The sequence below is a fragment of the Mesorhizobium sp. WSM3224 genome, from assembly GCF_000427725.1.
Taxonomy (GTDB): domain Bacteria; phylum Pseudomonadota; class Alphaproteobacteria; order Rhizobiales; family Rhizobiaceae; genus Mesorhizobium.
The window spans coordinates 501056-526594 of record NZ_ATYO01000002.1 but is presented as its reverse complement, the minus strand read 5'-3'; the positions used below and the strand labels follow the sequence as shown (position 1 = coordinate 526594).

Below are 25539 nucleotides of genomic sequence, written 5' to 3'. Positions count from 1 at the left end.
CCGCCCGTCGGGCGGAAGGGATAAGCTTCAATCGGAGGTCTACTTGATCAGCGGCAGCAGCGTTTCGGCGGTGATGCGCATCTGGTCCGTGTAGAATTTTTCCGTGAGCACGCTTGAGCCGTGGTCCTGGATGAACTTGAGCTGCTCGGGCGAGATGTCGACCGGATTGCGCTCGACCATCTCGGGATAGGGTGCGGCCGGTGTGCGGTCGACGGGCGCGACGAACTCGTTGGTCAGCGCGCCGTCATAGCCGACCTCCTTCAGCGTGCGCACGATCTTTGGCCAGTCGATCTGGCCAAGGCCGGCGGCGAAGCGGTTGTTGTCGGCGACATGGAAGTCGAACAGGCGCTTTCCGACCTGACGGACCGCGTCATAGACGTTAAATTCCTCCATGTGGATGTGGTAGGCGTCGAGGCACACGCCGCATTCGGGGCTCACCGCGTCGGCGAGCGCCAGCGCCTGGGCGCCGCGGTTGAATAGGTAGGTCTCGAAGCGGTTGAGCGGCTCGACCGCGATCCTGACGCCGACCTTCTTGGCGTGCGTGAAGCATTCGCGCGTGGCGTCGACCACCCAGCCCCATTCCTCCGCCTCGGTGCCGTCCGGCACGACCTTGCCGACGGTCGCGGGCACCAGCGTGATGATCTCGCCGTCGAGTTCGCTCACCATGGTGAGCACGTCCTTGACGTACTTGACGGAGCGCTCGCGCTGGCCCTGGTCCCTGGCGGCGAGGTTGCGCTCGCCCAGCATCAGCGTCACCGAACCCCAGCAGCGAATGCCGTGCTCCTTCAGGAGCGCGCGCGTCTCCTTGGTCTTGTACTGCTCGGGCTCGCCGGAAATCTCGATCGATTCGTAGCCGAATTTCTTGATGCGCTTGAGCGTTACCTCCAGCGGCTCCGCCCGCATCCAATTGTGCGTCGAAAGATGCATGGTCTATCCTTCCCAGAATTCGCCAGTCACACTTACCCCGCGACGCCTCCGACGAGGCGGCCGCATGATTCCTCCCCAAGGCGTTGCCAGCATTTTCCCTGAAACTGGTTCGACCAATTGGGTCCACCATGACCTCTACAGTAAATTTTCATGCGCGGCAAGAAGTGGGCAGGGGATGCCCTGTCTGTCAGGCAATGCCATGATTTTATAAGGTAATTTTGCCCGTCTGACAGCGCGTTCGTCGCTTCCTGGAGGTTTTCGGGCGCTTGACCGAAATATGAGATTTGGTAATACCAGAATGGCATAGCGCTGAGATGCTGGCAGGATTGACCAAACAGGCTGGCCCTCGCTCCAATCGGCGCTATGCTTGGTCGTGAAAACAAGAGAGGGAGGATGCCGATGCCGACAACGATGAAGGGTCCCGGCCTGTTTCTGGCGCAGTTCGCGGGCGACGCCGCGCCGTTCAACTCGCTGGCTTCGATCACCAAATGGGCGGCCGGCCTGGGCTACAAGGGCGTGCAGATCCCGACCTGGGACGCACGCCTGTTCGACCTCAAGAAAGCGGCGTCGTCGAAGGCCTATTGCGACGAGGTGAAAGGAATCTGCACTGAGGCGGGCGTCGAGATCACCGAATTGTCGACGCATCTGCAGGGGCAACTGGTCGCGGTTCATCCGGCCTATGACGCGCAAATGGACGGCTTTGCGCCGGCCGAGGTGCACAACAATCCCACGGCGCGGCAGAAGTGGGCTGTCGAGCAGATGAAGTTCGGCGCCAAAGCATCGCGCAATCTTGGGCTGAATGCTTCGGTGTCGTTTACCGGCTCGCTTGCGTTCCCCTACCTCTACCCCTTTCCGCAGCGGCCGGCGGGACTCATCGAGGAAGCGTTCGGCGAACTCGGCAAACGCTGGAAGCCGATCCTCGATGTCTACGAGGACAATGGCGTCGACGTCGGCTACGAAATCCATCCCTCGGAGGACGTGTTCGACGGCGCGACCTTCGAGATGTTCCTCGACGCGGTCGGCGGCCACAAGCGCTGCAACATCAACTACGACCCGTCGCATTTCCTTTTGCAGCAGCTCGACTATCTCGAGTTCATCGACATCTACCACGAGCGGATCAAGGCGTTCCACGTCAAGGACGCCGAGTTCAACCCGACCGGGCGGCAGGGCGTCTATTCCGGCTATCAGGGCTGGGTGAACCGGGCGGGCCGCTTCCGCTCGCTGGGCGACGGTCAGGTGGATTTCGGTGGCATCTTCTCCAAGCTCACCCAGTACAACTACGATTCCTGGGCGGTGTTGGAGTGGGAATGCTGCCTCAAGCATCCCGAGGACGGCGCCGCCGAAGGCGCGCCCTTCATCCAGCACCACATCATCCGGGTGACCGAGAAGGCCTTCGATGACTTCGCCGCCGGCACGACCGACAAGAAGTTGTTGCGGGCGATGATGGGAATCTAGCGCTTAAACCTTCCCCCTTTAGGGGAGGGGAATCTCAGACGAGGGAGACAAACATGGTCGGCGCATCGAAGTCGGAAGCGGGAGGCGGCCCGATCCGCTACGGCATGGTTGGCGGCGGGCAGGGCGCCTTTATCGGCGCGGTGCACCGCATAGCGGCGCGCATGGACAACGACTTCGTGCTGGTGGCCGGCGCGCTGTCGTCGGACCCGGCGCGGGCGAAGGCCTCGGCCGAGGAACTCGGGCTCGATCCGTCGCGCAGCTACGGCTCCTATGCCGAGATGGCCAAAGCCGAAGCCAAGCGCCCGGACGGCATCGAGGCGGTGGCGATCGTCACGCCCAACAACGTCCATGTGCCCGCGGCAAAGGCCTTCCTGGAGGCCGGCATCCATGTCATCTGCGACAAGCCGCTGGCGACCTCGCTGGCCGAGGCGAAGAAGCTTGCCGCCCTTGTCGAGAAGACCGGCAAGGTGTTCGTGCTTACCCACAATTACACAGCCTATCCGATGATCCGCCAGGCGCGCGAGATGGTGGCCAAGGGCCAGCTCGGCGACATCCGCATCGTGCAGTCGGAATACCCGCAGGATTGGCTGACCGAGGATCTCGCCGCCACCGGCCAGAAGCAGGCCTCCTGGCGCTCCGATCCCAAGCAGGCGGGCGCCGGCGGTGCGCTGGGCGACATCGGCACGCATGCCTATAACCTTGCCCGCTTCGTGTCCGGGCTGGAGCTCGATACCCTGGCGGCCGACCTCGACGCCTTCGTGCCGGGCCGCCAGCTCGACGATAATATCAACGTCATGCTTCGCTTCAAGCCGGTCGGCAGCAAGCATCCGGCCAAGGGCATGATCTGGGCAAGCCAGGTGGCGCCCGGCCATGAGAACGGGCTGAAGCTGCGCGTCTACGGCTCAAAGGGCGGGCTGGAATGGGTGCAGGCCGACCCGAACTACCTCTGGTATACGCCGTTCGGTCAGCCGAAGCAGCTTTTGACGCGTGCCGGCGCCGGCGCGATGCCGGTCGCGGCGCGCGTCAGCCGCGTGCCGTCCGGCCATCCGGAAGGCTATCTCGAAGGTTTCGCCAACATCTACCAGGAGGCCGCGCGAGCGATCCGGGCAGCAAGGCGCAAAGGCGGCAAGCCGGCTAAGGATGTCGTCTTCCCAACGATCGCGGACGGCGTCGAGGGCATGGCCTTCATCGAGGCTTGCGTGAAGTCGTCGAAGAAGAACGGGGCGTGGACCAAACTGTAGCCAAGAGCATGTGGCGAGGCCGGCGGGGAGGGAGCCGCTGGCTGTAGAGGGGAGGATGTCGATGAAAATCGGCATGTGCATGTTCTTGTGGACGACCAGCGTCTCGAAGAAACACGAGGCGCTGTTGAAGGACATCAAAGCGACCGGCTTCGACGGCGTCGAGATACCGGTTTTCGCCGGGGTGCCCGACGACTACAGGAAACTCGGCGAGATGCTCGACCGCATCGGCCTCGAGCGCACGGCAGTTTCGGCCATGGGCGATCCGGCGATGAACCTGATCTCGCCGGACGCCACGACGCGTCGGGCCGGTATCGACTACATGAAATGGGCGATCGACTGCAGCGCCGCGCTCGGCGCGGACAGGTTGAGCGGGCCGCTGCATTCGACGCTCGGCGCCTTTTCCGGCAGCGGCCCGACGGCGGCCGAGAAGAAGCGCTCGGTCGCCTCGCAGCGCGCCATCGGCGACCATGCCGGCAAGAAGGGCGTGACCATCGGGCTGGAAGCGCTCAACCGTTTCGAATGCTATCTGGTCAACACCATGGCCGACCTGTCGGAGCATATCGACGCGATCGACAGGCCACATATCAAGTCGATGTACGACACCTTCCACGCCAATATCGAGGAAGCCGACCCGATCGGCGCCTATACAAGCAACCGCCGGAATGTCGTCCATATCCACATTTCGGAGAACGACCGCGGCGTGCCGGGGCGCGGCAACATCCCCTGGAAGGAGACTTTCGCGGCGATCCGCAAGAGCGGCTATGACGACTGGCTGACCATCGAGTCGTTTGGGCGTTCGCTGAAGGACCTAGCGGCGGCGACCAAGGTGTGGCGCGATTTTGCGGAGAGCTCGGAGGCGGTTTACCGCGAGGGGTACAGGCATATCAGGGATGGGTGGAAGAGAGCGGCTTAGGCGCCTTCGTCATCGTGGGTGGAGCCAAGCCGTTCAACACCCTCCGCCGCGTTCCTTCACACCCCCCTCTGTCCTGCCGGACATCTCCCCCGCAAGGGGGGAGATTGGCGGTTCCGCTGGCGACGCCTTCTTTCCAACGCTGGAGATTGCGAAGGCCGACATGACAGCCGATCTCCCCCCTTGCGGGGGAGATGTCCGGCAGGACAGAGGGGGGTGCTGTCCGGCCGACCTGTCGTGAGATGTCATATCACGGCGTACGAGCTAACCCTGCGCAGCCTGCAGCCGATTGTAATCATGCAGCGTGCGGCTCAGCCTGCGGCGCAGGAAGTTCGAGATGTTGTCGAAGATGAAAACGACGATCAGCGTTAACAGCACCATGTAGAAGACGTTGGCCCAGTTCGAGTTGGTGCGCATCGCTTCCCACAATTTCAGGCCGATGCCGCCGGCGCCGACGGCGCCGATGATGGTCGCGCCGCGGGTGTTTGATTCCCACTGGTAGAGCGTCTGGCTGATGAAGACCGGCACCACTTCCGGCAGCACGCCGTAGCGCTGCACCAGCAGGCCGTTGGCGCCGGTCGAGGCCACGCCCTCGCGCGGCTTGTCGTCGATGTTCTCCAGCGCCTCGGAATAGGTTTTGCCGAGCGTGCCTATCTCGGTGAAGAAGATCGCCGCACTTCCGGCCAGCGGTCCGGGGCCGAAGGCGCGGGTAAAGAACAGCGCCCAGATCAGCATGTCGACCGAGCGCATGAAATCGAAGAAGCGCTTCAGCACCTGGCTGAGCAGGCCGCTCGGCGTGATGTTGCGGGCGGCGAAGAAGGCGAGCGGAAAGGCGACGATGCCGCCGAGCAGCGTGCCGAGGAACGCCATGACGATGGTCTGCAACAGTTTGGTCCAGACGTCGCCATGCTGCCACTGCGCGTTGTTCCAGATGTTGTCGGCGGCAAGAGCGAGGTTCGACGTGCCGGGCCGGAGCTCAGGTCCCGAGACGATCAGCGAGATCACTTCGCCGGCCGATTTGCCGAAGAAGGGCGAGCGCGTGTCGAAGACGAAGTTCGCCCAGCCGAGGAAACGCTTGCGCACCTTGACACGGTCGACGGTGACGCGCACCTCGCCGGCAAAACCCATCCTAGCGACGATTTCATCGTCATGGACGGTCACCCAGTCAGGCACCGGACCGGTGACGACCGGCTTGCCGCCGGTCAGCGCTATCGGCACAGTCACGCCATCGTGGGTGATCGTCGCCCTGGTCTTGTCGAAGGTGACGGACTTTGCATCGCCGTCGATCTGAACCGTGAACGTGCCGTCGGGGTTCTTGATCACCCAATCGGGATTGGGGTTTTCGCCGAGCGCCGAGAAGCGCGGATATTTGGGCGTGATCTGCGGCTGGTCGAGACGGAATTCCGGCTGCAGGTCGTAGCTGATCCACTGCGACAGGAAGAGCGGCAGGCGCTCCCAATGCGACTCACGCAGCACCTGCGGCAGGCTGAAGAACCACAAGGCGTAAACGAGATAGAGGACCGTGCCGGCGATCAGAAACAGCGGCCAGAAGCGCTTGTAGGCAGGGCGGTGGAATACGTCCGGAAAGCGTCGTTCGATCGCGCTGATTTCGTCGGCGGTCATAGCAGCCATATCAAGCGCTCATCAGGAAAGCCTGCTCGCCGACAAGCTTGCGGCGCAGCCAGGCGGAGAACTGGTCGACGAGGAAAATAGTGATGAAGAGCAGCAGCACGAGCGCCAGCGTCTTGGCGCCGAAGCCGCGCGAGATCGAAAGCTTCAACTCCTCGCCGATGCCGCCGCCGCCGACCGCGCCCATGATGGTCGAGATGCGCACGTTGATCTCGATCCGGAGCAGCGTATAGGACATGAAATTGGGCAGCACCTGCGGCAGGTCGGCGAAGCGCACGCGCTCGAACCAGTTGGCGCCGACCGCGCGCAGGCCCTCCTCGGGACGCATGTCGATGTTCTCGTTGATCTCGTAGAAAAGCTTGCCCAGCGCGCCGATCGAATGCAGGCCGATGGCGATGATGGCGGCGACCGGGCCGATCGAGACGATGGCCGCGAACAGGCCGGCGATGACGATCTCGGGGAAGGCGCGCAGCAATTCCATGAAGCGCTTGACGACAAGCCGTAGGACCGGGCTCGGCGTCAGGTTGCGCGCGGCGATGAAGGAGAAGGGCACGGCAAACACGAAGCCGATGAAGGTCGAGACCAGCGCCACGTTCACCGTGGTCAGCATCAGCTCGAAATATTCAGGGATATAGAAGCCGCCCCAGACGTAGACGCGGCCAAGCGGGAAGTTGAACTCCTGCGTGCCCTTGTCATTCGGCGAGGCGATATCGAAAAGCGCCCGCCAAACATCGCTCCAGTCCTTCGGTACCAGCCAGCTCAGGAAGTCGAGAATATGCGGCAGCCGGTCGAAGAAATGCCCGGCATTGGCCTCGTCGGCGAACCACATCGTGGCGCACATGGCGACAAGCAGCAGCGCGATGCCGAGCGCGGTGTAGAAGCGGCGCAGCGAGGTCTGGCGCCGCCAGGCGTTGGCTTGCTGCCGGGTGGCTTCGGAATGGATTGTCGCCGAGACTGTCATGATTGGAACATGCAAAAAGGGCGGCGTTTCACCACGCCGCCCTTTTCTGATGCCGTCAGCCGCCGATAGCGGCTTTGCGGGCCTCGACGATGACGCTGTAGAAGTCCGGCTTCACCGGAACATAGCCGGTGAAATCGCCACCCTCGACGCCTTCGAAGCAGGCCTTGTCCTTGGCCGGCAGGGCGGTGAAGAAGGCGGTGAGCTTGGCGGTCATGTCGTCGCCGAGCGCGGTGCGCACAACCAGCGGGCCGTTCGGGATCAGGCCCGAGCGCCACACTTCGACGAAATCGTTCGGGTCGACGGCGCCCTTGGCGACTTCCTTGTGGAAGGTGCCCGAGGTGTAACCGTTCTTGAAGTCGCCGATGCCAGAGGAATCGTCCACGGCAACGTCGACCTTGCCGTCGCGCACGGCCAGAACGTTGTTTTCGTGGCCGCCGTTGAACTGGGTCGAGGCGAAATAGGTCTCGTTGGAGGCGCCGGTGTCCTTCGGAATCTGGGTCAGCGGGATCAGGTAGCCCGAGGTCGAGTCCGGATCGGCGTAGCCGAGCTTCTTGCCCTTGGCCGACTTGATGTCGGTGATGCCGGACGTCTTCAGCGCCAGGCCAACCGAATAATAGCCGGTCGAGCCGTCGGTTTGCTTGGTGGTGAGGATCGGGGTGACCGCCTTCGGGTCCTTGAGATAGACGCTGGCGTAGCCGGATGCGCCGAGCTCGGCGAAGTCGAGCGTGCCGCCGAGCAGGCCCTGGATCACGCCGTCATAGTCGGCGGCCGGGAACAGCGATACCTTCTCGAAGCCGAATTCCGACTTCAAATGGTCGGCGAGGCACTGGTAGTTGCGCAAGCGATCGGTCTCGTTCTCGCCGCCGAGGATGCCGACGCGGAACTCCTTGATGTCAGCGGCGTGCGCGGCGCTTGCCGCCATGGCGAGCAGCGAAACTGCTCCAAAAACCATCTTCCTGAACATTTTGATCTCTCTCCTGTTGTTCCGGCTGCGCGCCGGCGGCGTTCTGATTTTTCCAAGTCTTGCCTTTGACGCTGGCGGGCGATCCGGGTTGCTCTGCTGAAATCCACGATTGGCTCGAGCCATCGGCTCGAGGCGGTGGACTCAGTAGCCAGGGAAGGCTGGTTCAAGCGGTCCGGCGGATGCGGTGATCTTCGGCCTGATGGTCACGCTGGTCGACGTGATGGCTTCGGAGATCTCGGCGCCGCTGGCATCGGCGCCGTAGACAGTGCGCACGGCGTCGCGGTCGAGGTCTTCCGGAGCGCCGTCGAAGACGACCTTGCCGGCGGCCATGCCGATGATGCGGTTGCAATAGGCGCGCGCCGTGTCCAGCGTGTGCAGGTTGGTGACGACGGTGATGCCTTCGCGCAGATTGATATCACGCAGAGAGTCCATCACCACCCTGGCGTTGAGCGGGTCCAGCGAGGCGATCGGCTCGTCGGCCAAGAGCACCTTCGGCTGCTGCATCATGGCGCGGGCGATCGCGACGCGCTGCTGCTGGCCGCCGGACAGCGTGCCGGCTGGCTGCAATGCGGTGCGAGCGATGTCGAGGCGCTCGAGCGCGGCGACAGCCTCGGCGCATTCGACGCGCGTGAACATGCCGAGCAGGTTGGAAACCGTCGAGCGGTGATTGAGGCGGCCGAGCAGGACATTGGTCAAAACGTCGAGGCGCGGCACCAGGTTGAACTGCTGGAAGATCATGGCGCAGTCGCGCTGCCAGCGGCGCAGCGGCGAACCCTGCAGGCTCGACACCTCGGCGCCGTCGAAGAAAATCGACCCATGGCTGGGATCGATGAGCCGGTTGATCATGCGCAGCAGCGTCGACTTGCCGGCGCCGGAACGGCCGATGATGCCGACCATCTGGCCGCGCGGTATGGAAATGTTGATGTCGCTGACAGCGGTGTTCTTGCCAAATCGTCGGGTTACGCCGCGGATTTCGAGCGAGGCCGATGATGCTGACATACCAAAACTCCAGTCCGTCGCCGTTTGAAGGTCTGTTAACCTTCGCTAGCGCAGGCACGTGAAGCTGGGGTGTCGGATTGATGTCAGTTTTGTTACCGCCCACAGGCTTGGCGGGGTTACTCCAGGATAAGCAATTCCTCGAAATGCTTCATATCCTTGAAGCTGCAGAAGGCCGGCGGGCGCAATTCGATCACCGAAGCCTCGCGTTCGAGGAACGACAGGCAATCGTCGAACAGATCCTGCCAGGCGGCCGCGCGTTCGTCGGCGAGCCGACGGATCTGGTAGGCGAAGGTGACGTGGAAGACATAGGCGTCGTGGTCCGGGTGGCGGTAGCCGAACGGCACCGAAAGCGCGTCGCGCCAGGCTTTCAGGATCCTGCGGTCTTCCTCGGTGGCGCCGGCGACGGTGAGGCCGGTCGGCACGACTTCGACAACTTTGATCTTGAAGGGATCGTGACTCTCGAAGCCTTGCAGCCGTTCGAGATAGAGGCGGGTCATGCCGTCGATGTCGGTGTCGAGCGGCACGTCCGAAGGCCAGTAGGGGAGGCGCCGCCGGTATTTGATGATGCCCTGGAAGAGCGTCATGTGCAGGCTGGAGATCGGCGTGAAGGCGAGGCGATCTGCATCGGGCATTGCGAGCATGCGCTCGCGTACCTCGACAATTGCTGCTTGCGAAGGCGAGCCTTCGACCAGATGGCAGACGACCGTGTTGCCGGGTTCGAGGAGGAAGTTGCCCGACGCGTCGTAACGGGTGCCGAGATGCGTGGGCGGCGCCGGGTTGGTGCCTTCAAAGAATCCGGCGAGCGAGGGTCTGATTGTGTCGAGCATGGCGATCTCCTGGGGGAGATCGTCTCGTGTCCGACTCATGTGTCAAGGATGTGAAACCCATATATGTCTACAGCATGCGGTGCATCACGAACGCATCGACATAGCCGAGCCGCGGATGGTCGAATGCTTGCGGGATCGTGCCGACAATGTCGAAGCCGAGCCGCTGCCACAGCTTCACCGCGCGCTCGTTGCTGCTGATGACGAAGTTGAACTGCATGGCGCGGAAGCCGAGTTCGACGGCCCGCTGCAAGGAATGCTCGCACATCGCGGTCGCAATGCCGCGCCCGGTCGATGCGGCCGATGTCACGTAGCCGCAATTGGCGATATGCGCGCCGCCACCGCGCTGGTTGGCGTGGAGATAGTAGCAGCCTGCCACGTCGCCGGTTTCCTCGGCCACGAACACGTCGTGGCCATCGGAAAACCAGTAGCCCAGCGCCTGGTCGCGGTTCCAGTCGCGGGGCAGCGCATAAGTTTCACCGGCCCGCAGGACAGGTTCGAGAATGGACCAGATCGCATTTGTGTCGGCCGGTGTGGCGGGACGAATGATCGGCACGGGCAGGGTCTCGCGCGAGATGGAAACGGATCAGAACCAAATAGCGGCAAGGATACGGCGGAGAAAGACCAGGACCACAAAGGCAGTCACCATTCCCGGCTCCGCAGCGGCTGTCGGCGGGCCGGCACGTCTTTTCGCAAGGGCTGCATGAACCCCTCAAACATACCTCATTTTAGCATATGCGCATGTTCATGGACACACGCGAAAACACGCCCGTCTTCAGCCGCCGTGTTTCTCCAGAAACGCTTCGGCCGGCAGTTCCCGAAAATCATCGAGCGCGGCGCGCAGCCTTGCATGGTCCCAATCCCACCAGGCTAAAGCCTGGTAGCGTTCGGCGGTGCGGCGGTCGAAGCGCTCACGGATCGGCTTTGCCGGCACGCCGCCGACGATTGTGTAGGGCGCGACATCCTTCGACACCACCGCACCCGCCCCGACCGCCGCGCCGTCGCCGACGGTCACGCCGGGGAGGATCGTCGAACCGTGGCCGAGCCAGGTGTCGTGGCCGATGGTGACGCGCTTGGCGCGGCGCTGAGCGAAGAATTCGCTCTCGTGCTCGGCGTCGTCCCAATAATCGGAAGCGCGGTAGGTGAAGTGGTGCAGCGTCGGCCGCCAGGTCGGGTGGTTGGTGGCGTTGATGCGCACGCTTGCCGCGATGTTGGAGAACTTGCCGATGGTCGCGCACCAGACGGCGCAGTCTTGCATCATGTAGGAATAGTCGCCGAGCTCGCATTCGGCGACGCGGCTGCGCTCGGCGATCTCGGTCCAGCGGCCGAGCGTCGAGTTCTCGACCTGCGCCGTCGGATGGATCAGCGGCGTTTCCGAAAGCTTCATCATGCGGCTACCTTGCCTGCGGCGAAAGCGGTGACGTCGATGACGCGATCGGCGACAGCGTCGCGCACGTCCAGATCATGGAAGATGCCGAGCAAGGCGACGCCCGCCGCTTTCTTGGCGGCGATCAGCTCGACCACGACATCGCGGTTCTTCGCATCGAGCGACGCAGTCGGCTCGTCGAGCAGCAGGATCGGATGCTCGGTGATGAAGCCGCGCGCGATGTTGACGCGCTGCTGCTCGCCGCCGGAGAAGGTCGCGGGCGGCAGGGCCCAAAGCTTTTCCGGCAGGTTGAGCTGCGCCAACAGCGAACGAGCCTTCGCTCGCGCCGCCTCCCTGTCCTCGCCGCGCTCGACCAGCGGCTCGGCGACGACGTCGAGCGCCGAGACGCGCGGCACGGTGCGCAGGAACTGGCTGACATAGCCGATGGTGCGGCGGCGCACGGCAAGTACAGTACGCGGGCTGGCGCTGGCGAGATCGATCAGGCCGTTCTCGTGCTGAACAATGATCTGGCCTTCATCGACGGCGTAGTTGCCATAGAGCATCTTCAGGATCGAGCTCTTTCCCGCGCCGGACGGGCCGCCGAGCACGGCGCATTCGCCGGCGCGGATCGAGAAGGAGACGCCCGCCACCACCGGCAGCGTGACACCGTCGCGCAGATGCATGGTGAAGCTTTTCTCGACATCGGAGACAACGAGTGGCGTGGCCATCAGAAGGTGCTCCAATCATCATTCGTTAGCGGGACAGCACCCCCCTCTGCCCTGCCGGGCATCTCCCCCTCAAGGGGGGAGATCGGCTGTCGCATTCGGTTTCGCCACTCGCCCGCGTTGCAGAACGAGCGGGGCATGAAAGCTGCTAATCTCCCCCCTTGAGGGGGAGATGGCCGGCAGGCCAGAGGGGGGTGTTCAAGCGCCATCATCACACCTGCAGGATCGAAGAAACAAGCAACTGCGTGTAGGGCGCGCGCGGGTCGTCGAGGACGCGGTCGGTGAGGCCGCTTTCGACGACGCGGCCGTCCTTCATCACCATCATGCGCTGCGACAAGAGCCGCGCGACGGCGAGGTCATGGGTGACGACGATCGCGGCAAGGCCGAGATCGGTGACCAGCCCGCGCAACAGGTCGAGCAGGCGCGCCTGCACCGAAACGTCGAGGCCGCCGGTCGGCTCGTCCATGAACACCAGGCGCGGTCCGGTCACCAGGTTGCGGGCGATCTGCAGGCGCTGGCGCATGCCGCCGGAGAAAGCGCGCGGCTCGTCGTCGATGCGATCCTCGTCGATCTCGACCCGCGACAGCCAGTCGACCGCGGTGGCGCGGATCTTGCCGTAGTGGCGGTCGCCGACCGCCATCAGCCTTTCGCCGACATTGGCGCCGGCGGACACCGTCATGCGCAGGCCATCGGCCGGGTTCTGGTGGACAAAGCCCCAGTCGGTGCGCATCAGGAAGCGGCGCTCGGCCTCGCTCATGCGGTAAAGCTCGCGCCACTGGCCATCGCGCACGCGGTAGCTCGCCGTGCCGGAAGACGGCAGCAGCCTGGTCGACAGGCAGTTGAGCAGCGTCGTCTTGCCGGAGCCGGACTCGCCGACCACCGCCAGCACCTCGCCCGGCCAGAGGTCGAAGGTGACGTTCTCGCAGCCGACGCGCGAGCCGTAGAATTTGGACAGCGCCGAGACGCGCAGCAGCGGTTCGTCGGTCATTCGGCCGGCTCCATCGTCTCGGGGGAAAGGTGGCCGCGATGGCCTTCTTCACGCCGCTTCTCGCAGTGGTCGGTGTCCGAGCAGACGAACATGTGGCCGCCATGGTCGTCGAGGATGACCTCGTCGAGATAGACATTCTCGGCGCCGCAGAGCGCGCAGGGCTGGTCGAAGGTCTGCACCTCAAACGGATGATCCTCGAAATCGAGGCTGACAACATCGGTGAAAGGCGGCACCGCGTAGATGCGCTTCTCGCGGCCGGCGCCGAACAATTGCAAAGCCGGCGAACGATGCATCTTCGGATTGTCGAATTTCGGCGTCGGCGAAGGATCCATCACATAACGGCCCTCGACCTTGACCGGATAGGCATAGGTGGTGGCGATGCGGCCGTGCCTGGCGATGTCCTCATAGAGCTTCACATGCATGAGCCCGTATTCCTCCAGCGCATGCATCTTGCGCGTTTCGGTCTCGCGCGGCTCGAGGAAGCGCAGCGGCTCGGGGATCGGCACTTGGAAGACCAGCACCTGGCCGGCCGTCAGCGGCTGTTCCGGGATGCGGTGGCGGGTCTGGATGATGGTGGCCTTCGCCGTCTCCGTGGTGACAGCGACATTTGCGACCTTCTTGAAGAAGGCGCGGATCGAGACGGCGTTGGTGGTGTCATCGGCGCCCTGGTCGATGACTTTCAGCACATCATCCGGGCCGATGATCGAGGCGGTGACCTGCACGCCGCCGGTGCCCCAGCCATAGGGCATCGGCATCTCGCGCGAGGCGAAAGGCACCTGGTAGCCGGGAATGGCGATGCCCTTGAGGATGGCGCGGCGGATCATCCGCTTGGTCTGCTCGTCGAGATAGGCGAAGTTATAGGTAGCGATGTCGGTCATGGCGATCACGTCCGCTCTGTGGTAAGAAATTGGTGCTTAAGACGCGGGAGCGGGCCCACATGGACTCCACCGGCTGGTTGCATCTTGGCGTGCTGCTGCTGTTGTTTGCCGGCATCGTGGCCTTTGTGCTGTGGAAGATGGTCCTGCCCGCGCCAAAGGCGCCTCCACGTGGCGAGACCGTTGCTGGCGCGCGTGGTTTTATCGGCTTGTGGTTCGGTGGCGGCGGGCGTTAGGGTCATTCCGCCGCCTCCCGCTTTTCCTCGGCGGTCTTGTCCTCGTTTTCCCGCGCCTCGTATTCGGCGCGCATGCGGCGAACGAGGCCGAGCTCGGCCTGGAAGTCGACATAGTGCGGCAGCTTCAGATGCTCGACGAAGCCGGTCGCCTGGACATTGTCGGAATGCGAGATGACGAACTCCTCGTCCTGCGCGGCGGCAATCACATCCTCGCCGAGCTCGCCGGCGCGCAGCGCGCGATCGCACAGCGCCATCGCCATCGCCTTGCGCTCGCTCTGGCCGAAGACCAGGCCGTAGCCGCGGGTGAATTGCGGCGGCGCCTTGGCCGAACCCTTGAACTGGTTGACCATCTGGCATTCGGTGACGCGGATCGAGCCGAGCGGCACGGCGAAAGGCAGTTCCGGAACCTCCAGCTCCAACTCGACTTCGCCGAAGCGCACCTCGCCGACGAAAGGATGGTTGCGAGCGTAGCCGCGCTGCGTCGAATAGCCGAGCGCCAGGAGAAAACCCTCGTCGCCACGCGACAGCGCCTGCAGGCGGATGTCGCGCGCCATCGGGAATTGCAGCGGCTCGCGCGTGATGTCTCCGGGCACATGGTCGAGCGGCATGTCGCCGTCGGCTTCGATCAGGCCTTCATGGGCGAGGATCGCGGAGACACGCGGCATCGCTTCGGCCTCGACCGGACGCTGCGCCGGTGTTTCGACCTTGGCACCAGCGGCAAGCTCAGGATCGAGCAGGCGGTGGGTGTAGTCGAAGGTCGGGCCGAGCACTTGCCCGCCGGGGAGGTCCTTGTAGGTGGCCGACACTCGCCGCTCGAGTTGCATCGCGCCGGTATCGACCGGATTGGTATAACCGAAACGGGGCAGCGTGGTGCGGTAGGCGCGCACCAGGAAGATCGCCTCGATCATGTCGCCGCGCGCCTGGACGATGGCTAAAGCAGCCAACTCGCGATCATAGAGCGAGCCTTCGCTCATCACCCGGTCGACGCCGAGCGCCAACTGCTCGACGATCTGGTCGAGGCGCAGCGCCGGCACTGAACGATCGCCGCGGCGGCGATCGGCCAGCAGGCGATGGGCGTTGGCAATGGCGGCTTCGCCGCCTTTCACCGCGACATACATGTCATGCCTCCATCGTCTTGATGCGGGTGGTGCGCGGCAGGCAGGCGAGTTGGCCTGGCGCCGCCAGGATGATGTCGACGCCGCGCGGGAAACGCTGGTTGTTCTGTTTCCATTGCTCGACGAAATGGCGCGGCATGCCGGTCGGCGCGATCATCGACGTCTTTTCGATGCCGGGGCCTTCGAGCAGCAGCGTCGGGCCGGAACCGAGATCGCTGGTGAGCAGGATCAGCGTCGTCGAGCGGTCGGGATATTCCTGCGTGCCTTGCGAGAAACCGTCGAGCGCCACCATTTCCGCCGGTTTGGCGATCAAGGCGAAATGCGCGTCGGCCGGCGTGTTGGCCAGGGGCGCGCCGGTGTGAAAGCCGAGCCAGGCCTTGACGGAAGCTTCGGCCTGCAGCGGCGAATCGAGCCAAAGCGGCGTGTCGTTGTCGCAGAGCGCCAATGCCACGGCGCCGGCCGTTGCCGACAACGGCGCCGGCGGATGGGCGAGCTGCTGCAGGGTCTGGACCGTGCCAGGGCGCGCCATCGCGTCCATGATGGCGCGGAAGACGACTTGCGCGTTGAAGACCGGCTCGGCGAAACCGCCGTCGATCGATTGCGTGGCGATATCCATCAGTCCTCTCCGCGCACCATGGTGAAGAAATCCACTTTCGTGGCAGCCGTCTCGACACGCCGCGTCTCGCGCGCCGCATCGAGCGCCGTGCGCAAGGGCGCGGCCAGCTTCGTCTCGACCGCCTCGCGGTGCGCCGGGTCCTGCCACAGCGCGTCGGCAATGGCTGCCAGCTTGGCCTTGCCCTTGTCGCCGCCGAGCGCATAGGAATGGCCGACCTGCCCGGTCGGCAGCCGCACCGTGGCGCGGGTGACGGTCGCCTCGCCGACATTGAAGGGCGCGCCGCCGCCGCCGATCCGACCGCGCACCGTCACCAGTCCGGTCTCCGGGCCGCGCAACAGCTCGGCCTCGGAAGGCAGGCCGGACTCGTTCCACAGGCGGGCGATCTCATCGGCCGAGGCATGCGCCAGCGTCGCCATCAAGGCCTTCCGCCCCGCCTGCTCGCGCGCTTCCTGTCCTCGCATGGCATCGCTCCTGCATATCGAAATTTGTCTATTGATATAGACAACTATACAAATTATACTTATTTCGTAACGAGAGTCCATGACGGGTGGATGACAGGCGCGGGAAATTGCTTGGGGGCGGTGAGTGATCGGACTGGCGGGCAGCATCGAAAGACGCAACGGCGTGTCGCTGTGGCGGCAGATCGCCGACAGGATCTTGCAGGGGATCGCGAGTGGCGATTTCCTCGAGAACGCGGCGCTGCCGCCTGAAGTCATGTTGGCGGCGCGCTACGGCGTCAATCGCCATACGGTGCGCAGTGCCATTGCAGCACTTGTGCAGGAAGGCGTGCTGAAGGCCGAGCAGGGGCGCGGCACCTTCGTCTTGTCGCGCAAGCGGCTGTCCTATCCGATCGGCGCGCGCACGCGCTTCTCGACCGGGCTGCAGGGGCAGACGACCGAGCGGCATATCGCGCTGTTGTCGTCATCGACAGAGCCGGCCAGCCGGCGTATCGCCGAGGCGCTGGGCATTGCGAAGGGCGCGGCCGTCATCCGCCTGGAGACACGCGGCGAGGCCGACGGTCACCCGGTGTCGCGCGCGACGACCTGGTTCGATGCCGAGCGCTTCACCGGCATCGACTCCGCCATGGCCGAGACGGGGTCGATCACCGCCTCGCTCAAGCGCTTCGGCATCAACGACTATCTGAGACACTCGACGGTGCTGTCGGCACGTCATGCCGATGCCGACGACCTTGCCGCGCTCGATTTGCAGCCCGGCGCCATCGTGCTGGTCACCGTCGCGGTCAACGTCACGCTCGACGGCCAGCCGATCCAGTTCGCGGAGTCGCGCTTTCCCGCGGAGCGGGTGGAGCTGAGGCTGTCGGCGTTGTAGAGCCGATCTCGATCGCGCTTACTTGTCAGCGGCTTGGCGTTTGAGGACCGTCTTCCCCCACTCCGTCTCGGCTTCACCCGACCTCGATGACGGCCTTGATCAATCCCGACTTCTCATGCGTCCATCTGGCGAGATCCCGCGGCGTCCCGGCGAGCGTGGTTCGATGGGTGACGAGCTTGCTCAACGGCACGGCGCCGTTGCGGATCGAGGCGGCCACATGCTCGAAATCCGCCTTCAGCGCGTTGCGGCTGCCGACCAGCGTCATCTCGCGCTTGTGGAATTCGGGGTCGGAGAAGGCGATGTCGTCCTTGACGACGCTGACCAGCACCAGCGTGCCGCCATGCGCGACATGCGCGAAAGCCGACTGCACAGACTGGGTGTTGCCGGTCGCGTCGAACACAAGGTCGAAACCTTCGCCGGCGGTTGCCTGCCGTACCAGTTCGGCAGCCGTTGCCTTCGAACTGTCGAGCGCGGCAAAGCCGAGTTCCTTTTCGGCGAAGCCGAGACGCTCGGCGCTCATGTCGAGCAGGCTGACATCGAGCCCGGCGATGCGCGCGAAGATCGCCGTGCCGAGACCGATCGGGCCGGCGCCGATCACCAGCGTGCGCGCACCGGGCATGCCAAGCGATCGGCGCACCGCGTGCGCGCCGATGGCCAGGAATTCCACCGCGGCGGCGTCGGCCAGAGACAGGCCGTTTGCCGGATAAAGGTTTTGCGCCGGCACCAGGATCTCGTCGCACATGGCGCCGTCGCGGTGCACGCCCAGCACTTCGATCTTGACGCAGCAATTCGGTTTGCCATGCCGGCAGGCAATGCATTTGCCGCAGGCCAGATAGGGATTGATGATCACCGGTTCGCCGACGCTGATTTCGACGCCTTCACCCGTCTCGACGATCGTGCCGGAAACCTCGTGGCCCATGATGCGCGGATAGGCCAGGAAGGGGTGCTTGCCTTCGAAGATGTGGTAGTCGGTGCCGCAGATACCGACATGGCTGACCGCGACGCGCGCCCAGCCGGGTGGAGGCGCACCGGGATCGGCGCGGTCTTCGAGGACAAGCTCGCCGGGCGATCGGCAGACAACGGCTTTCATGGGCAATCCGAAGCAAAAAAAGCGCGCCGGCCTCGGTCTGGCGGGGCCGGCGCGGAAGTTTCAGGGAGGATTCATTTGCCGCGACGGCGCAGACCGTCGAAGTAGACGATGACGATGATCAGCAGGCCGGTGATGATCCGCTGCCAGAAGGCGTTGACGTTGAGCAGGTTGGCGCCGTTGTTGATGGTGGCGAGGATGAAGGCGCCGAGCAGCGGCCCATGCACCGAACCCACCGCGCCGAACAGCGAGGTGCCGCCGATCACCGACGAGGCAATCGCCTGCAACTCCCAGCCTTCGGCCTGCGTCGGGTTGCCGATGCCGATGCGCGAGGCAAGCAGCACGCCGACGAAGGCCGCGCACAGGCCGGACAGCGTATAGGCCATGTAGATGGTGCGCTGCACGTTGACGCCGGACAGGCGCGAGGCCTCTGCATTGGAGCCGACCGAGAACAGATAGCGGCCCCAGCGGCTGTGGTGCAGGAACACGTAGGCCGGAATACCAACCAGGATCACCATCCAGAACAGATTGGGGACGCCGACAAAGGAATTGCGCGAGAACTCCTGGAAGGCGTCGTTGTTGATCGAGATCGAATTGCCGTTGGTCATCAACAAGCCGATGCCGCGCAGGGATGTCAGGGTCGCCAGCGTGATGATGAAAGGCGGCAAGCCCATCTTGACGATGCCGAAACCGTGGAACAGGCCGATGGCGACGCCGACCAGAAGAGTGATCAGGATGGCGAGAAAGACCGGCAGGCCGGCATTGATCAACATGGCGGCGATGACGGTGGTGAAGCCGACCACCGCGCCGACGGAAAGATCGATGCCGCCGGTGATGATGACGAAGGTCTGGCCGACCGCCAGGATGGCGATCATCGAACCTTGACGCAAAAGGTTCGAGATGTTGTTGGCCGAGGCGAAGCTCGTCGTCGCCAGCGACAGGATGACCCACAGCAGAACCAGCAGCGCCAGCAGCGTCAGCCCGAACAGGGCGTTGTAATTTCGCTTGGGTTTTTCGACGGCGATGGCCTCGGTGCTCATGTCTGACCTCCCTGCTTTTCTTGTTTCTCGGCAAGCGCCTGCGTGAGAATTTCCTCGTGATCGGCGGTCCGGAAGCCATGCGTGGCGACCAGCTTGCCGCGCCGGAACACATGCAGCGTGTCGGCCAGTTCATAAACTTCCGGCAGATAGGACGAGATCAGGATGATGCCGGCGCCTTTCGACAAAAGCGCGCTGAACAGCCGGTAGATCTCGGCCTTGGTGCCGACATCGACGCCCACCGTCGGCTCGTCGAAGATGAACAGCTTGGCGCCATGCGCCAGCCATTTGCCGATGACGATCTTCTGCTGGTTGCCGCCGGACAGGCTGGAGGCGAGCGCATTGCGCGTCGGCGTCTTGATGCGCAAGCCGGCGATCTGGCGGTCGGCCTCGGCTTTCTCCTTGGCACCGGAGATCAAAAGGTTGCTCGATATGCGTTTGTAGATCGGCAGGTTGAGGTTCATGCCGACCGGCAAATTGAGGCACAGGCCCTGATCGCGGCGGCTTTCCGGCGCCAGCGCCATGCCGAGCCGGATCGCATCGTGCTCGGAATTGACCTGGACCTCCTTGCCCTCCCACAGGATCTGGCCGGCCGATTTCCGGTGGCGGCCGTAGAGCGTGGTGACGAACTCGCTGCGGCCGGCGCCGATCAGGCCGTAGAGGCCGACGATCTCGCCGGCGCGGACGGTCATCGAGACATTCTCGAAGCCTTTGCCCGAGAGGTTCTTCGTCTCGACGATCATGGCCCCGGGGGTGAAATGCTCCTTGTGGTAGATCTGCTCGATCGAGCGGTTGATCATCATCTTGACCAGCTCGGCGTCGTTTGTCTCAGCGATGTTCCTGGTGCCGACGAGCGTCCCGTCGCGCAGCACGGAAACGCGGTCGGCGAGCTCGAACACTTCCTCCATGCGGTGGCTGATATAGATGATGGTGACGCCTTCGCCCTTGAGCCGGCGTATCAGCTTGAAGAGCTGGTCGGCTTCCTTGCGGGTGAGGTAGGCCGTCGGCTCGTCGAAGATCAGGAATTTGGTGCCACGCACGGTGGCGCGGGCGGCGGCGATCAGCTGCTGCTGGCCGATGGTGAGGTCGCCGAGCACGACATGCGCCGGCAGGTCGAAGCCCAGTCCGTCGATGATCTTCTGCGCTTCCTTGACCATGGCGCGCTGCTGCAGCAGGCCGAAGCGGGACTCCTCCTCGCCGAGGAACATGTTGGCGGCGACGGTGAGATGGCGGCACAGCACCACCTCCTGGTGGACGGCATTGATGCCCAGCGCCATCGCCTCATGCGGGGTGGCCAAAGCCGCCGGCTTGCCTTCCCAGACGACCTCGCCCGAGGTGCGCGGCATGACGCCGGTCAGAAGCTTGATGAGGGTGGATTTGCCGGCGCCGTTCTCGCCGACGATGGCGTGGATCTCACCCGCCTTGAAGGCGAGTTGTACAGGCTTCAGCGCATGCGTGCCGGGGTAGCGCTTTTCCAGCCCGTTGAGTTCGAGGATCGTCCTGCCCGGCTCCAGTGTGGGGGCCGGGTGCAGTTCCTGCGCCGTCGACGTCATGACAATCCTCCCAGATTGGTCTCAACCGTTGGGTATGCAGCGATACGTCTTCAAACGCGCATCTTGATTGGCAAGGTAAAGCAAGCCGGCGGATTTCCAAGCCGCCCGCGGCGGGTGTTTCCGGGGCGACGCCGCCCCGGAAACGGATAAGCAACCGTGCTCAGTTGAGCTTCGGGTTGAGCAGCGCGTCGATCTTCGGATCCTTCATGTTGTCCTTGGTGACGAGGTTCGCGCCGGTGTCGACATTGGCCTCGACCTTTTCGCCCTTCGAGGCGGCCAAGGCGGTCTTGATGCCGTCGTAACCCATCCGGTACGGGTCCTGGACGACGAGGCCGGAGATGACGCCGTCATTGAGGAACTTGATCAGCTTCTCGTCGCTGTCGAAGCCGATCAGCCCCACCTTGCCGGCAAGGTTGTTCTCGGCGATCGCCTGGCCGACGCCCTGCGCCATGATCAGGTTGGAGGCGAAGATGCCCTTGAGGTCCGGATTGGCGGTGATCAGGTCGGTTGCGATGTTGAGGCCGGTCGTTGCCTGACCGTCGGCATATTTGTCGGCGACCAGCTCGAGACCCGGATACTTGGCCTTGAGCTGCTCCTTGAACCCTTGCGCGCGCTGCTCGAGCGAGCCGGCGCCCGGAAGTGCTGTGATCAGCGCAACCTTGCCCTCGACCTTGCCGCCATTGGCGGCGCCGATCGCGGCGGCGAGACCGTCAGCGGCGACGCGGCCGCCCTGGACGTTGTCGGTGGTCAGGAAGGAGGTGAAGGCCTTGGAGTCGGCGCCGGAGTCGATGCCGATAACCTTGACCTTGGAAGCCGCCTCGTCGATCGGCTTGCCGAGCGCCTTGAACTCGGTCGGCGAAATGACGATAGCGGCCGGGTTGCCGGCGACGGCGTTTTCGAGGATCGAGATCTGGCCGTTGACGTCGGTCTCGGCCTGGGCGCCGAGTTCCGGCACGTTGACGCCGAGATCCTTGCCGGCCTTGCGGGCGCCGGCCAGCACGATCTGCCAGTAGAAGGAGGTGGTGTCCTTGACGATGATCGGAATGGTCGCGTCGGCGGCCGAAGCGGGTGCTGAATGCAGCACGCCGGCGAGCATCGAGGCAGCGGCCAGAGCCACGAAGGCACGGCGGTTGAGAAGGCTGGTCACGAATTTCATTAGGTTCCTCCCTAAAGTCGCCCGGTTGAAGGTTGCGGAAGCTCCATCTGGGTAGGCGCGGCCAAACAGAACTTTATCAATAAAAAACAGATGCCGTTTTTTGATAGAGCATCGCCATGGTCGATGCAAGCGGTGTCTGGTGCCGTTTGCGTGAAGCGGAATGAGGTTATTGGGCTCTGCCGGCTCCTCCCGGGCAGCACGCGGGCGCTTCCGTTCCTCCTTGTCAGGATGGAACAATAATTCCACAACTCTGTCAATATGGAATATTCATTCCCTCGTAAAATCGCAGAACCGTGAAGGTTGGCTCGTGTCGGCATCGCTTGCGCCGAGGTGTCGGCTGCCTGGACTAGAGCGTCGCGCCAAGATGCCAGGGCACGAACTCGTTGTCGCCATAGCCGAACGCCTCGCTCTTGGTCTTGCGGCCGGACGCCGTCTCGATGATCAGCTCGAAGAGCTCGCGGCCCATGCCGGCAATGGTCTTCTCGCCCGAGGCGATGACGCCGCAATTGACGTCCATGTCCTCTTCCATCTGGTGATACATGGTCGAGTTGGTGGCGACCTTGATCGAAGGCGTCGGCCGGCAGCCGAAACAGGAGCCGCGGCCGGTGGTGAAGACGATGACGTTGGCGCCGCCGGCGACCTGGCCGGTGGCCGAGACCGGGTCGTAGCCGGGCGTGTCCATAAACACCAGGCCGCTGCCTGAGACCTTCTCGGCATAGCCGAAGACGCCGTTGAGCGGCGTCTGGCCGCCCTTGGCGACCGCGCCCAGCGATTTCTCGAGAATGGTGGTCAGGCCGCCACGCTTGTTGCCGGGCGAGGGGTTGTTGTCGATCGAGGCGCCGTGCTTGGCGGTATGGTCCTCCCACCATTTCACATAGCCGTCGAGCTTGGCGGCGATCTCGGGACTTGCCGCGCGATAGGCCAGCAGATGCTCGGCGCCGTAGATCTCGGTGGTCTCGGACAGGATGCCGACGCCGCCGCAGCCGGCCAGGATGTCGACGGCCGCGCCCAGCGCCGGGTTCGCCGTGATACCGGACATGCCGTCCGAGCCGCCGCATTGCAGGCCGACGACGATTTCTGAGACCGGGATCGGTTCGCGCTGCAACCGGCCGACCTCCTCGGCGATCTCGGCCAGCACGCCCATCGCCTTTTCGACCGATTTGCGCGAGCCGCCAGCCTCCTGGATGTTGAAGTGACGCTTGCCCGCAGCGACGCCCTTCTGGCCGTAAAGGGTGAGCTGGTTGACCTCGCAGCCGAGCCCGACCATCAGCACGCCGCCAAAATTCGGGTGGCGCGCATAGCCCGCGAGCGTGCGGTGCAGGACCATCATGCCATCGCCGGTGGCGCTCATGCCGCAGCCCTGGCCATGCACGATCGGCACGAAGCCATCGATGCCCGGATATTTCGGCAGCAGCGTGCGGTTGGCTTCGGCGGCAATGGCATGGCAGACGGTCGACGAGCAATTGACGCTGGCGATGACGCCGATGAAGTTGCGCGTGCCGGCGCGGCCGTCGGCGCGGCGATAGCCCATGAAGGTGCGCTTGCGGTCGGCCTCGGTGGCGTGCTCGGCCTCGCTCGGCGGCACCACCGGCAAGCGGCCGCTCTCGAAAACCAGATTGTGCGAATGGACGTGTTCGCCGGCCGCGATATCCTGGGTAGCGCGGCCGATCGCCTGCGCGTATTTCACCACCGCTTCGCCCTCCGCGATCGGCTTGACCGCCACCTTGTGGCCCGGCTCGATCACGGCAGTCGCGACGGCGCCGCCCGGCAATGTGGTGCCGATATCGATGCGGCCGTTGGCGACGGCGACATTGTCGGCGGGAGAAAGAAGGATGGTGTTTGCAACGTTCACGGGCGGCTGTCCTGGGTGATCCTGGGAGTGCGGGCGGATTGACTTGCGCCCGTTAAAAGGTAATGTCTTTTATCGTGAAAAAACATTTTTGCGTCAATTGTTTTTTCGTCACGGGCAATGCGTGCCGCTCGGATGCGCGCGATTGCCGTTTTGGCAAGCCGGCGAAAAGCGTTCCGCTTTTTGGAGGCTTGCGCTAGGTACACCCATCATATCGCGCTTTCGGCTGGCCGCCGCAAGCGTTGGGGGATACGGGGCATGTCGAAGAGCAACAATGTCTACAAGGATGCCTTCAATCGCTGCCTCAGGCTGCTCGACGAATCCAAGAGCCTGCCCTCGGAACCTGAGCTCGGCACGCTGCTACGCGTCAGCCGCACCACGGTGCGCAGCATCCTTTCGCGCATGGAAGAGACCGGGCTGATCGCCTGGAACAAGCGCAGCAAGACGGTGCTGCGGGAACCGCGGCCGGAGGATTTCTTCCCGGAGGAGGAAACCGACTCGCTGGCCGAGATCATCGAGCGCTCCTTCATGCGCCGGCTGCTTGCCGGGGGGGCCGAGGCCGGCATGCAGATCAACGAGCTGGAGCTGGCGCGCGAGATCGGCGTCGGCACCACCAGCGTGCGCGAATTCCTGATCCGCTTCTCGCGCTTCGGGCTGATCGAGAAGCGGCGCAACAGCCACTGGGTACTGAAAGGTTTCACGCGCGCCTTCGCGCTGGAGCTGACCGAGATCCGCGAGATGTTCGAGCTGCGCTCGGCGGCGGCTTTCGCCGCACTGCCGCAGGATAGCGCGGTGTGGGTCGATCTCGACCGGCTGGAGGCCGAACATCGCCAGCTCGCCAGCGAAATCGCCACGCGCTTCAACGAATTCTCCGAGCTCGACGAGCGCTTCCACCGGCTGATCCATCGCGCTTCGCACAACCGCTTCATCGTCGATTTCTATGACGTGATCGCGATGATCTTCCATTACCACTATCAATGGAACAAGGCCGAGGAGCGCCAGCGCAACGAGGTCGCGGTCCAGGAACATCTCGCCTATATCGCGGCGCTGAAGTCGCGCGATCCCGCCAAGGTGGACGCTGCCTGCCGCAAGCACCTGAAGTCGGCACGACAGACGCTGCTGAGCTCCATTCCCGAAGGACGGCAGGCGCAGCCCGCCTGACGGCACATTTTGCCAGGACGTGTTTGGCGGATATAGCGCCGCGTTGCCGCAGCGCGGTTTTGCCGATTTTCCGGCCGCATCGTCCGTGTTACGGTCGATGCGTTCTGTGAGAGGCTTCCGTTGGATATCAGGCTGAGACGATGGAGCATGCCGGCCGCGTTCGTCGCGGCGCTGCTGTTGTTGCTTCAGTCTTCTCTCGGCGCCTTTGCCTTCGGCGCGCCGTCGCAGCTCGATGCATTCGGCAACGTCATCTGCACGCATGAAGGAGCCGCAAAACCCCCGGGCGGCGATCCGCACCAACAGCATATGCCGGCCTGCTGTTCGCTCGGCTGCAACATGGTTTCGACGGCGCATCTGCCGCCGCCGGTTGCCGGCGCGATCACCAGAATCCAGGCTTTTGAGGCCGTCGCCTTCCAGCTTCCGGCCTTTAGGCACCAGGACTTCGCCCGCGATCGTTCTCCGGCGAATCCGCGTGCGCCGCCGACGATAGTCTGATCCGCGGAAACTTTTCGCAGGCGCATTCATCCAAAGACTAG

The 25539-nt window shown here is 64.0% G+C and carries 26 protein-coding genes; 7 read left to right on the top strand and 19 right to left on the bottom strand.

What is annotated here, in order from left to right:
* Window positions 1–39 precede the first annotated feature (39 nt).
* Window positions 40–927 (bottom strand): sugar phosphate isomerase/epimerase, encoded by an 888-nt coding sequence (locus tag YU3_RS0106220; RefSeq protein WP_027165439.1) that lies wholly within the window; start codon window positions 925–927, stop codon window positions 40–42.
* A gap of 399 nt (window positions 928–1326) precedes the next feature.
* Between YU3_RS0106220 and YU3_RS0106215 the strand changes: the two genes are divergently transcribed.
* From YU3_RS0106215 to YU3_RS0106205, 3 genes are all read left to right on the top strand, one after another.
* Window positions 1327–2382, top strand: coding sequence for a sugar phosphate isomerase/epimerase (locus tag YU3_RS0106215; RefSeq protein ID WP_027165438.1), 1056 nt, complete (start codon window positions 1327–1329; stop codon window positions 2380–2382).
* 53 nt (window positions 2383–2435) lie between these two features.
* Window positions 2436–3623 carry a Gfo/Idh/MocA family oxidoreductase gene (locus YU3_RS0106210; RefSeq protein WP_027165437.1) on the top strand — a complete coding sequence of 396 codons (1188 nt, stop codon included), beginning with the start codon at window positions 2436–2438 and terminating at the stop codon, window positions 3621–3623.
* Window positions 3624–3684: 61 nt separating this feature from the next.
* Entirely contained in the window at window positions 3685–4536 is an 852-nt protein-coding gene (locus tag YU3_RS0106205) for a sugar phosphate isomerase/epimerase (protein ID WP_027165436.1), read from the top strand.
* Between the two features lie 261 nt (window positions 4537–4797).
* On the opposite strand, the gene phnE (YU3_RS0106200) is transcribed toward YU3_RS0106205, so the two are convergent.
* The 10 genes from phnE (YU3_RS0106200) to YU3_RS0106150 all read right to left on the bottom strand — a co-directional run bounded on the left by phnE (YU3_RS0106200) (window position 4798) and on the right by YU3_RS0106150 (window position 13867).
* Window positions 4798–6165 carry a phosphonate ABC transporter, permease protein PhnE gene (gene phnE / locus YU3_RS0106200; RefSeq protein ID WP_027165435.1) on the bottom strand — a complete coding sequence of 456 codons (1368 nt, stop codon included), beginning with the start codon at window positions 6163–6165 and terminating at the stop codon, window positions 4798–4800.
* Between the two features lies 1 nt (window position 6166).
* On the bottom strand, window positions 6167–7123 hold the full coding sequence (phnE, locus tag YU3_RS0106195; RefSeq protein ID WP_027165434.1) for a phosphonate ABC transporter, permease protein PhnE: 957 nt from the start codon (window positions 7121–7123) through the stop codon (window positions 6167–6169).
* Between the two features lie 55 nt (window positions 7124–7178).
* A complete protein-coding gene (gene phnD / locus YU3_RS0106190) occupies window positions 7179–8087 on the bottom strand; it encodes a phosphonate ABC transporter substrate-binding protein (protein ID WP_027165433.1) in 909 nt (302 codons plus the stop codon).
* Between the two features lie 141 nt (window positions 8088–8228).
* Complete coding sequence (gene phnC, locus YU3_RS0106185; protein ID WP_027165432.1) at window positions 8229–9086, bottom strand: phosphonate ABC transporter ATP-binding protein; 858 nt, start codon at window positions 9084–9086, stop codon at window positions 8229–8231.
* A gap of 116 nt (window positions 9087–9202) precedes the next feature.
* Window positions 9203–9913, bottom strand: a complete 711-nt coding sequence (locus YU3_RS0106180) for a DUF1868 domain-containing protein (protein WP_027165431.1) — start codon at window positions 9911–9913, stop codon at window positions 9203–9205.
* Between the two features lie 67 nt (window positions 9914–9980).
* Window positions 9981–10466, bottom strand: a complete 486-nt coding sequence (locus YU3_RS0106175) for an N-acetyltransferase (RefSeq protein ID WP_245273434.1) — start codon at window positions 10464–10466, stop codon at window positions 9981–9983.
* A gap of 219 nt (window positions 10467–10685) precedes the next feature.
* Window positions 10686–11300, bottom strand: coding sequence for a DapH/DapD/GlmU-related protein (locus tag YU3_RS0106170; protein WP_027165429.1), 615 nt, complete (start codon window positions 11298–11300; stop codon window positions 10686–10688).
* Entirely contained in the window at window positions 11297–12004 is a 708-nt protein-coding gene (phnL, locus tag YU3_RS0106165) for a phosphonate C-P lyase system protein PhnL (protein ID WP_027165428.1), read from the bottom strand. Before phnL ends, YU3_RS0106170 begins: the two co-directional genes overlap by 4 nt.
* 208 nt (window positions 12005–12212) lie before the next feature.
* A complete protein-coding gene (gene phnK / locus YU3_RS0106155; RefSeq protein ID WP_027165427.1) occupies window positions 12213–12989 on the bottom strand; it encodes a phosphonate C-P lyase system protein PhnK in 777 nt (258 codons plus the stop codon).
* Window positions 12986–13867: an alpha-D-ribose 1-methylphosphonate 5-phosphate C-P-lyase PhnJ gene (locus YU3_RS0106150; protein ID WP_027165426.1), complete on the bottom strand. Its 882-nt coding sequence runs from the start codon at window positions 13865–13867 to the stop codon at window positions 12986–12988. Before YU3_RS0106150 ends, phnK begins: the two co-directional genes overlap by 4 nt.
* 59 nt (window positions 13868–13926) lie before the next feature.
* On the opposite strand from YU3_RS0106150, the gene YU3_RS40405 reads away from it, so the two are divergent.
* Window positions 13927–14100, top strand: coding sequence for a hypothetical protein (locus YU3_RS40405; RefSeq protein ID WP_156913365.1), 174 nt, complete (start codon window positions 13927–13929; stop codon window positions 14098–14100).
* A gap of 2 nt (window positions 14101–14102) precedes the next feature.
* Here YU3_RS40405 and YU3_RS0106140 read toward each other — a convergent pair whose 3' ends face one another.
* From YU3_RS0106140 to phnG, 3 genes are read right to left on the bottom strand one after another with little or no spacing between them, the layout of a single operon-like run.
* Entirely contained in the window at window positions 14103–15218 is a 1116-nt protein-coding gene (locus YU3_RS0106140; RefSeq protein ID WP_027165425.1) for a carbon-phosphorus lyase complex subunit PhnI, read from the bottom strand.
* Between the two features lies 1 nt (window position 15219).
* Complete coding sequence (gene phnH / locus YU3_RS0106135) at window positions 15220–15831, bottom strand: phosphonate C-P lyase system protein PhnH (protein ID WP_027165424.1); 612 nt, start codon at window positions 15829–15831, stop codon at window positions 15220–15222.
* Complete coding sequence (phnG, locus tag YU3_RS0106130; RefSeq protein WP_027165423.1) at window positions 15831–16292, bottom strand: phosphonate C-P lyase system protein PhnG; 462 nt, start codon at window positions 16290–16292, stop codon at window positions 15831–15833. Before phnG ends, phnH begins: the two co-directional genes overlap by 1 nt.
* A gap of 124 nt (window positions 16293–16416) precedes the next feature.
* Between phnG and phnF the strand changes: the two genes are divergently transcribed.
* The gene (phnF, locus tag YU3_RS0106125) at window positions 16417–17160 is read left to right on the top strand and encodes a phosphonate metabolism transcriptional regulator PhnF (RefSeq protein WP_027165422.1); all 744 of its coding nucleotides are present in this window, start codon (window positions 16417–16419) and stop codon (window positions 17158–17160) included.
* 73 nt (window positions 17161–17233) lie between these two features.
* Here phnF and YU3_RS0106120 read toward each other — a convergent pair whose 3' ends face one another.
* The 5 genes from YU3_RS0106120 to YU3_RS0106100 all read right to left on the bottom strand — a co-directional run bounded on the left by YU3_RS0106120 (window position 17234) and on the right by YU3_RS0106100 (window position 23845).
* Window positions 17234–18250: a zinc-binding alcohol dehydrogenase family protein gene (locus tag YU3_RS0106120; protein WP_027165421.1), complete on the bottom strand. Its 1017-nt coding sequence runs from the start codon at window positions 18248–18250 to the stop codon at window positions 17234–17236.
* Window positions 18251–18321: 71 nt separating this feature from the next.
* Window positions 18322–19287, bottom strand: coding sequence for an ABC transporter permease (locus YU3_RS0106115; protein WP_027165420.1), 966 nt, complete (start codon window positions 19285–19287; stop codon window positions 18322–18324).
* Entirely contained in the window at window positions 19284–20837 is a 1554-nt protein-coding gene (locus YU3_RS0106110) for a sugar ABC transporter ATP-binding protein (RefSeq protein WP_027165419.1), read from the bottom strand. Before YU3_RS0106110 ends, YU3_RS0106115 begins: the two co-directional genes overlap by 4 nt.
* 160 nt (window positions 20838–20997) lie before the next feature.
* Entirely contained in the window at window positions 20998–21993 is a 996-nt protein-coding gene (locus tag YU3_RS0106105; protein ID WP_027165418.1) for an ABC transporter substrate-binding protein, read from the bottom strand.
* 346 nt (window positions 21994–22339) lie between these two features.
* The gene (locus YU3_RS0106100) at window positions 22340–23845 is read right to left on the bottom strand and encodes an altronate dehydratase family protein (protein ID WP_027165417.1); all 1506 of its coding nucleotides are present in this window, start codon (window positions 23843–23845) and stop codon (window positions 22340–22342) included.
* Window positions 23846–24100: 255 nt separating this feature from the next.
* Between YU3_RS0106100 and YU3_RS0106095 the strand changes: the two genes are divergently transcribed.
* Both YU3_RS0106095 and YU3_RS0106090 read left to right on the top strand, forming a co-directional pair.
* On the top strand, window positions 24101–25003 hold the full coding sequence (locus YU3_RS0106095) for a GntR family transcriptional regulator (RefSeq protein ID WP_027165416.1): 903 nt from the start codon (window positions 24101–24103) through the stop codon (window positions 25001–25003).
* Window positions 25004–25150: 147 nt separating this feature from the next.
* Complete coding sequence (locus YU3_RS0106090) at window positions 25151–25498, top strand: DUF2946 family protein (protein ID WP_027165415.1); 348 nt, start codon at window positions 25151–25153, stop codon at window positions 25496–25498.
* The last annotated feature ends 41 nt before the right edge of the window (window positions 25499–25539 follow it).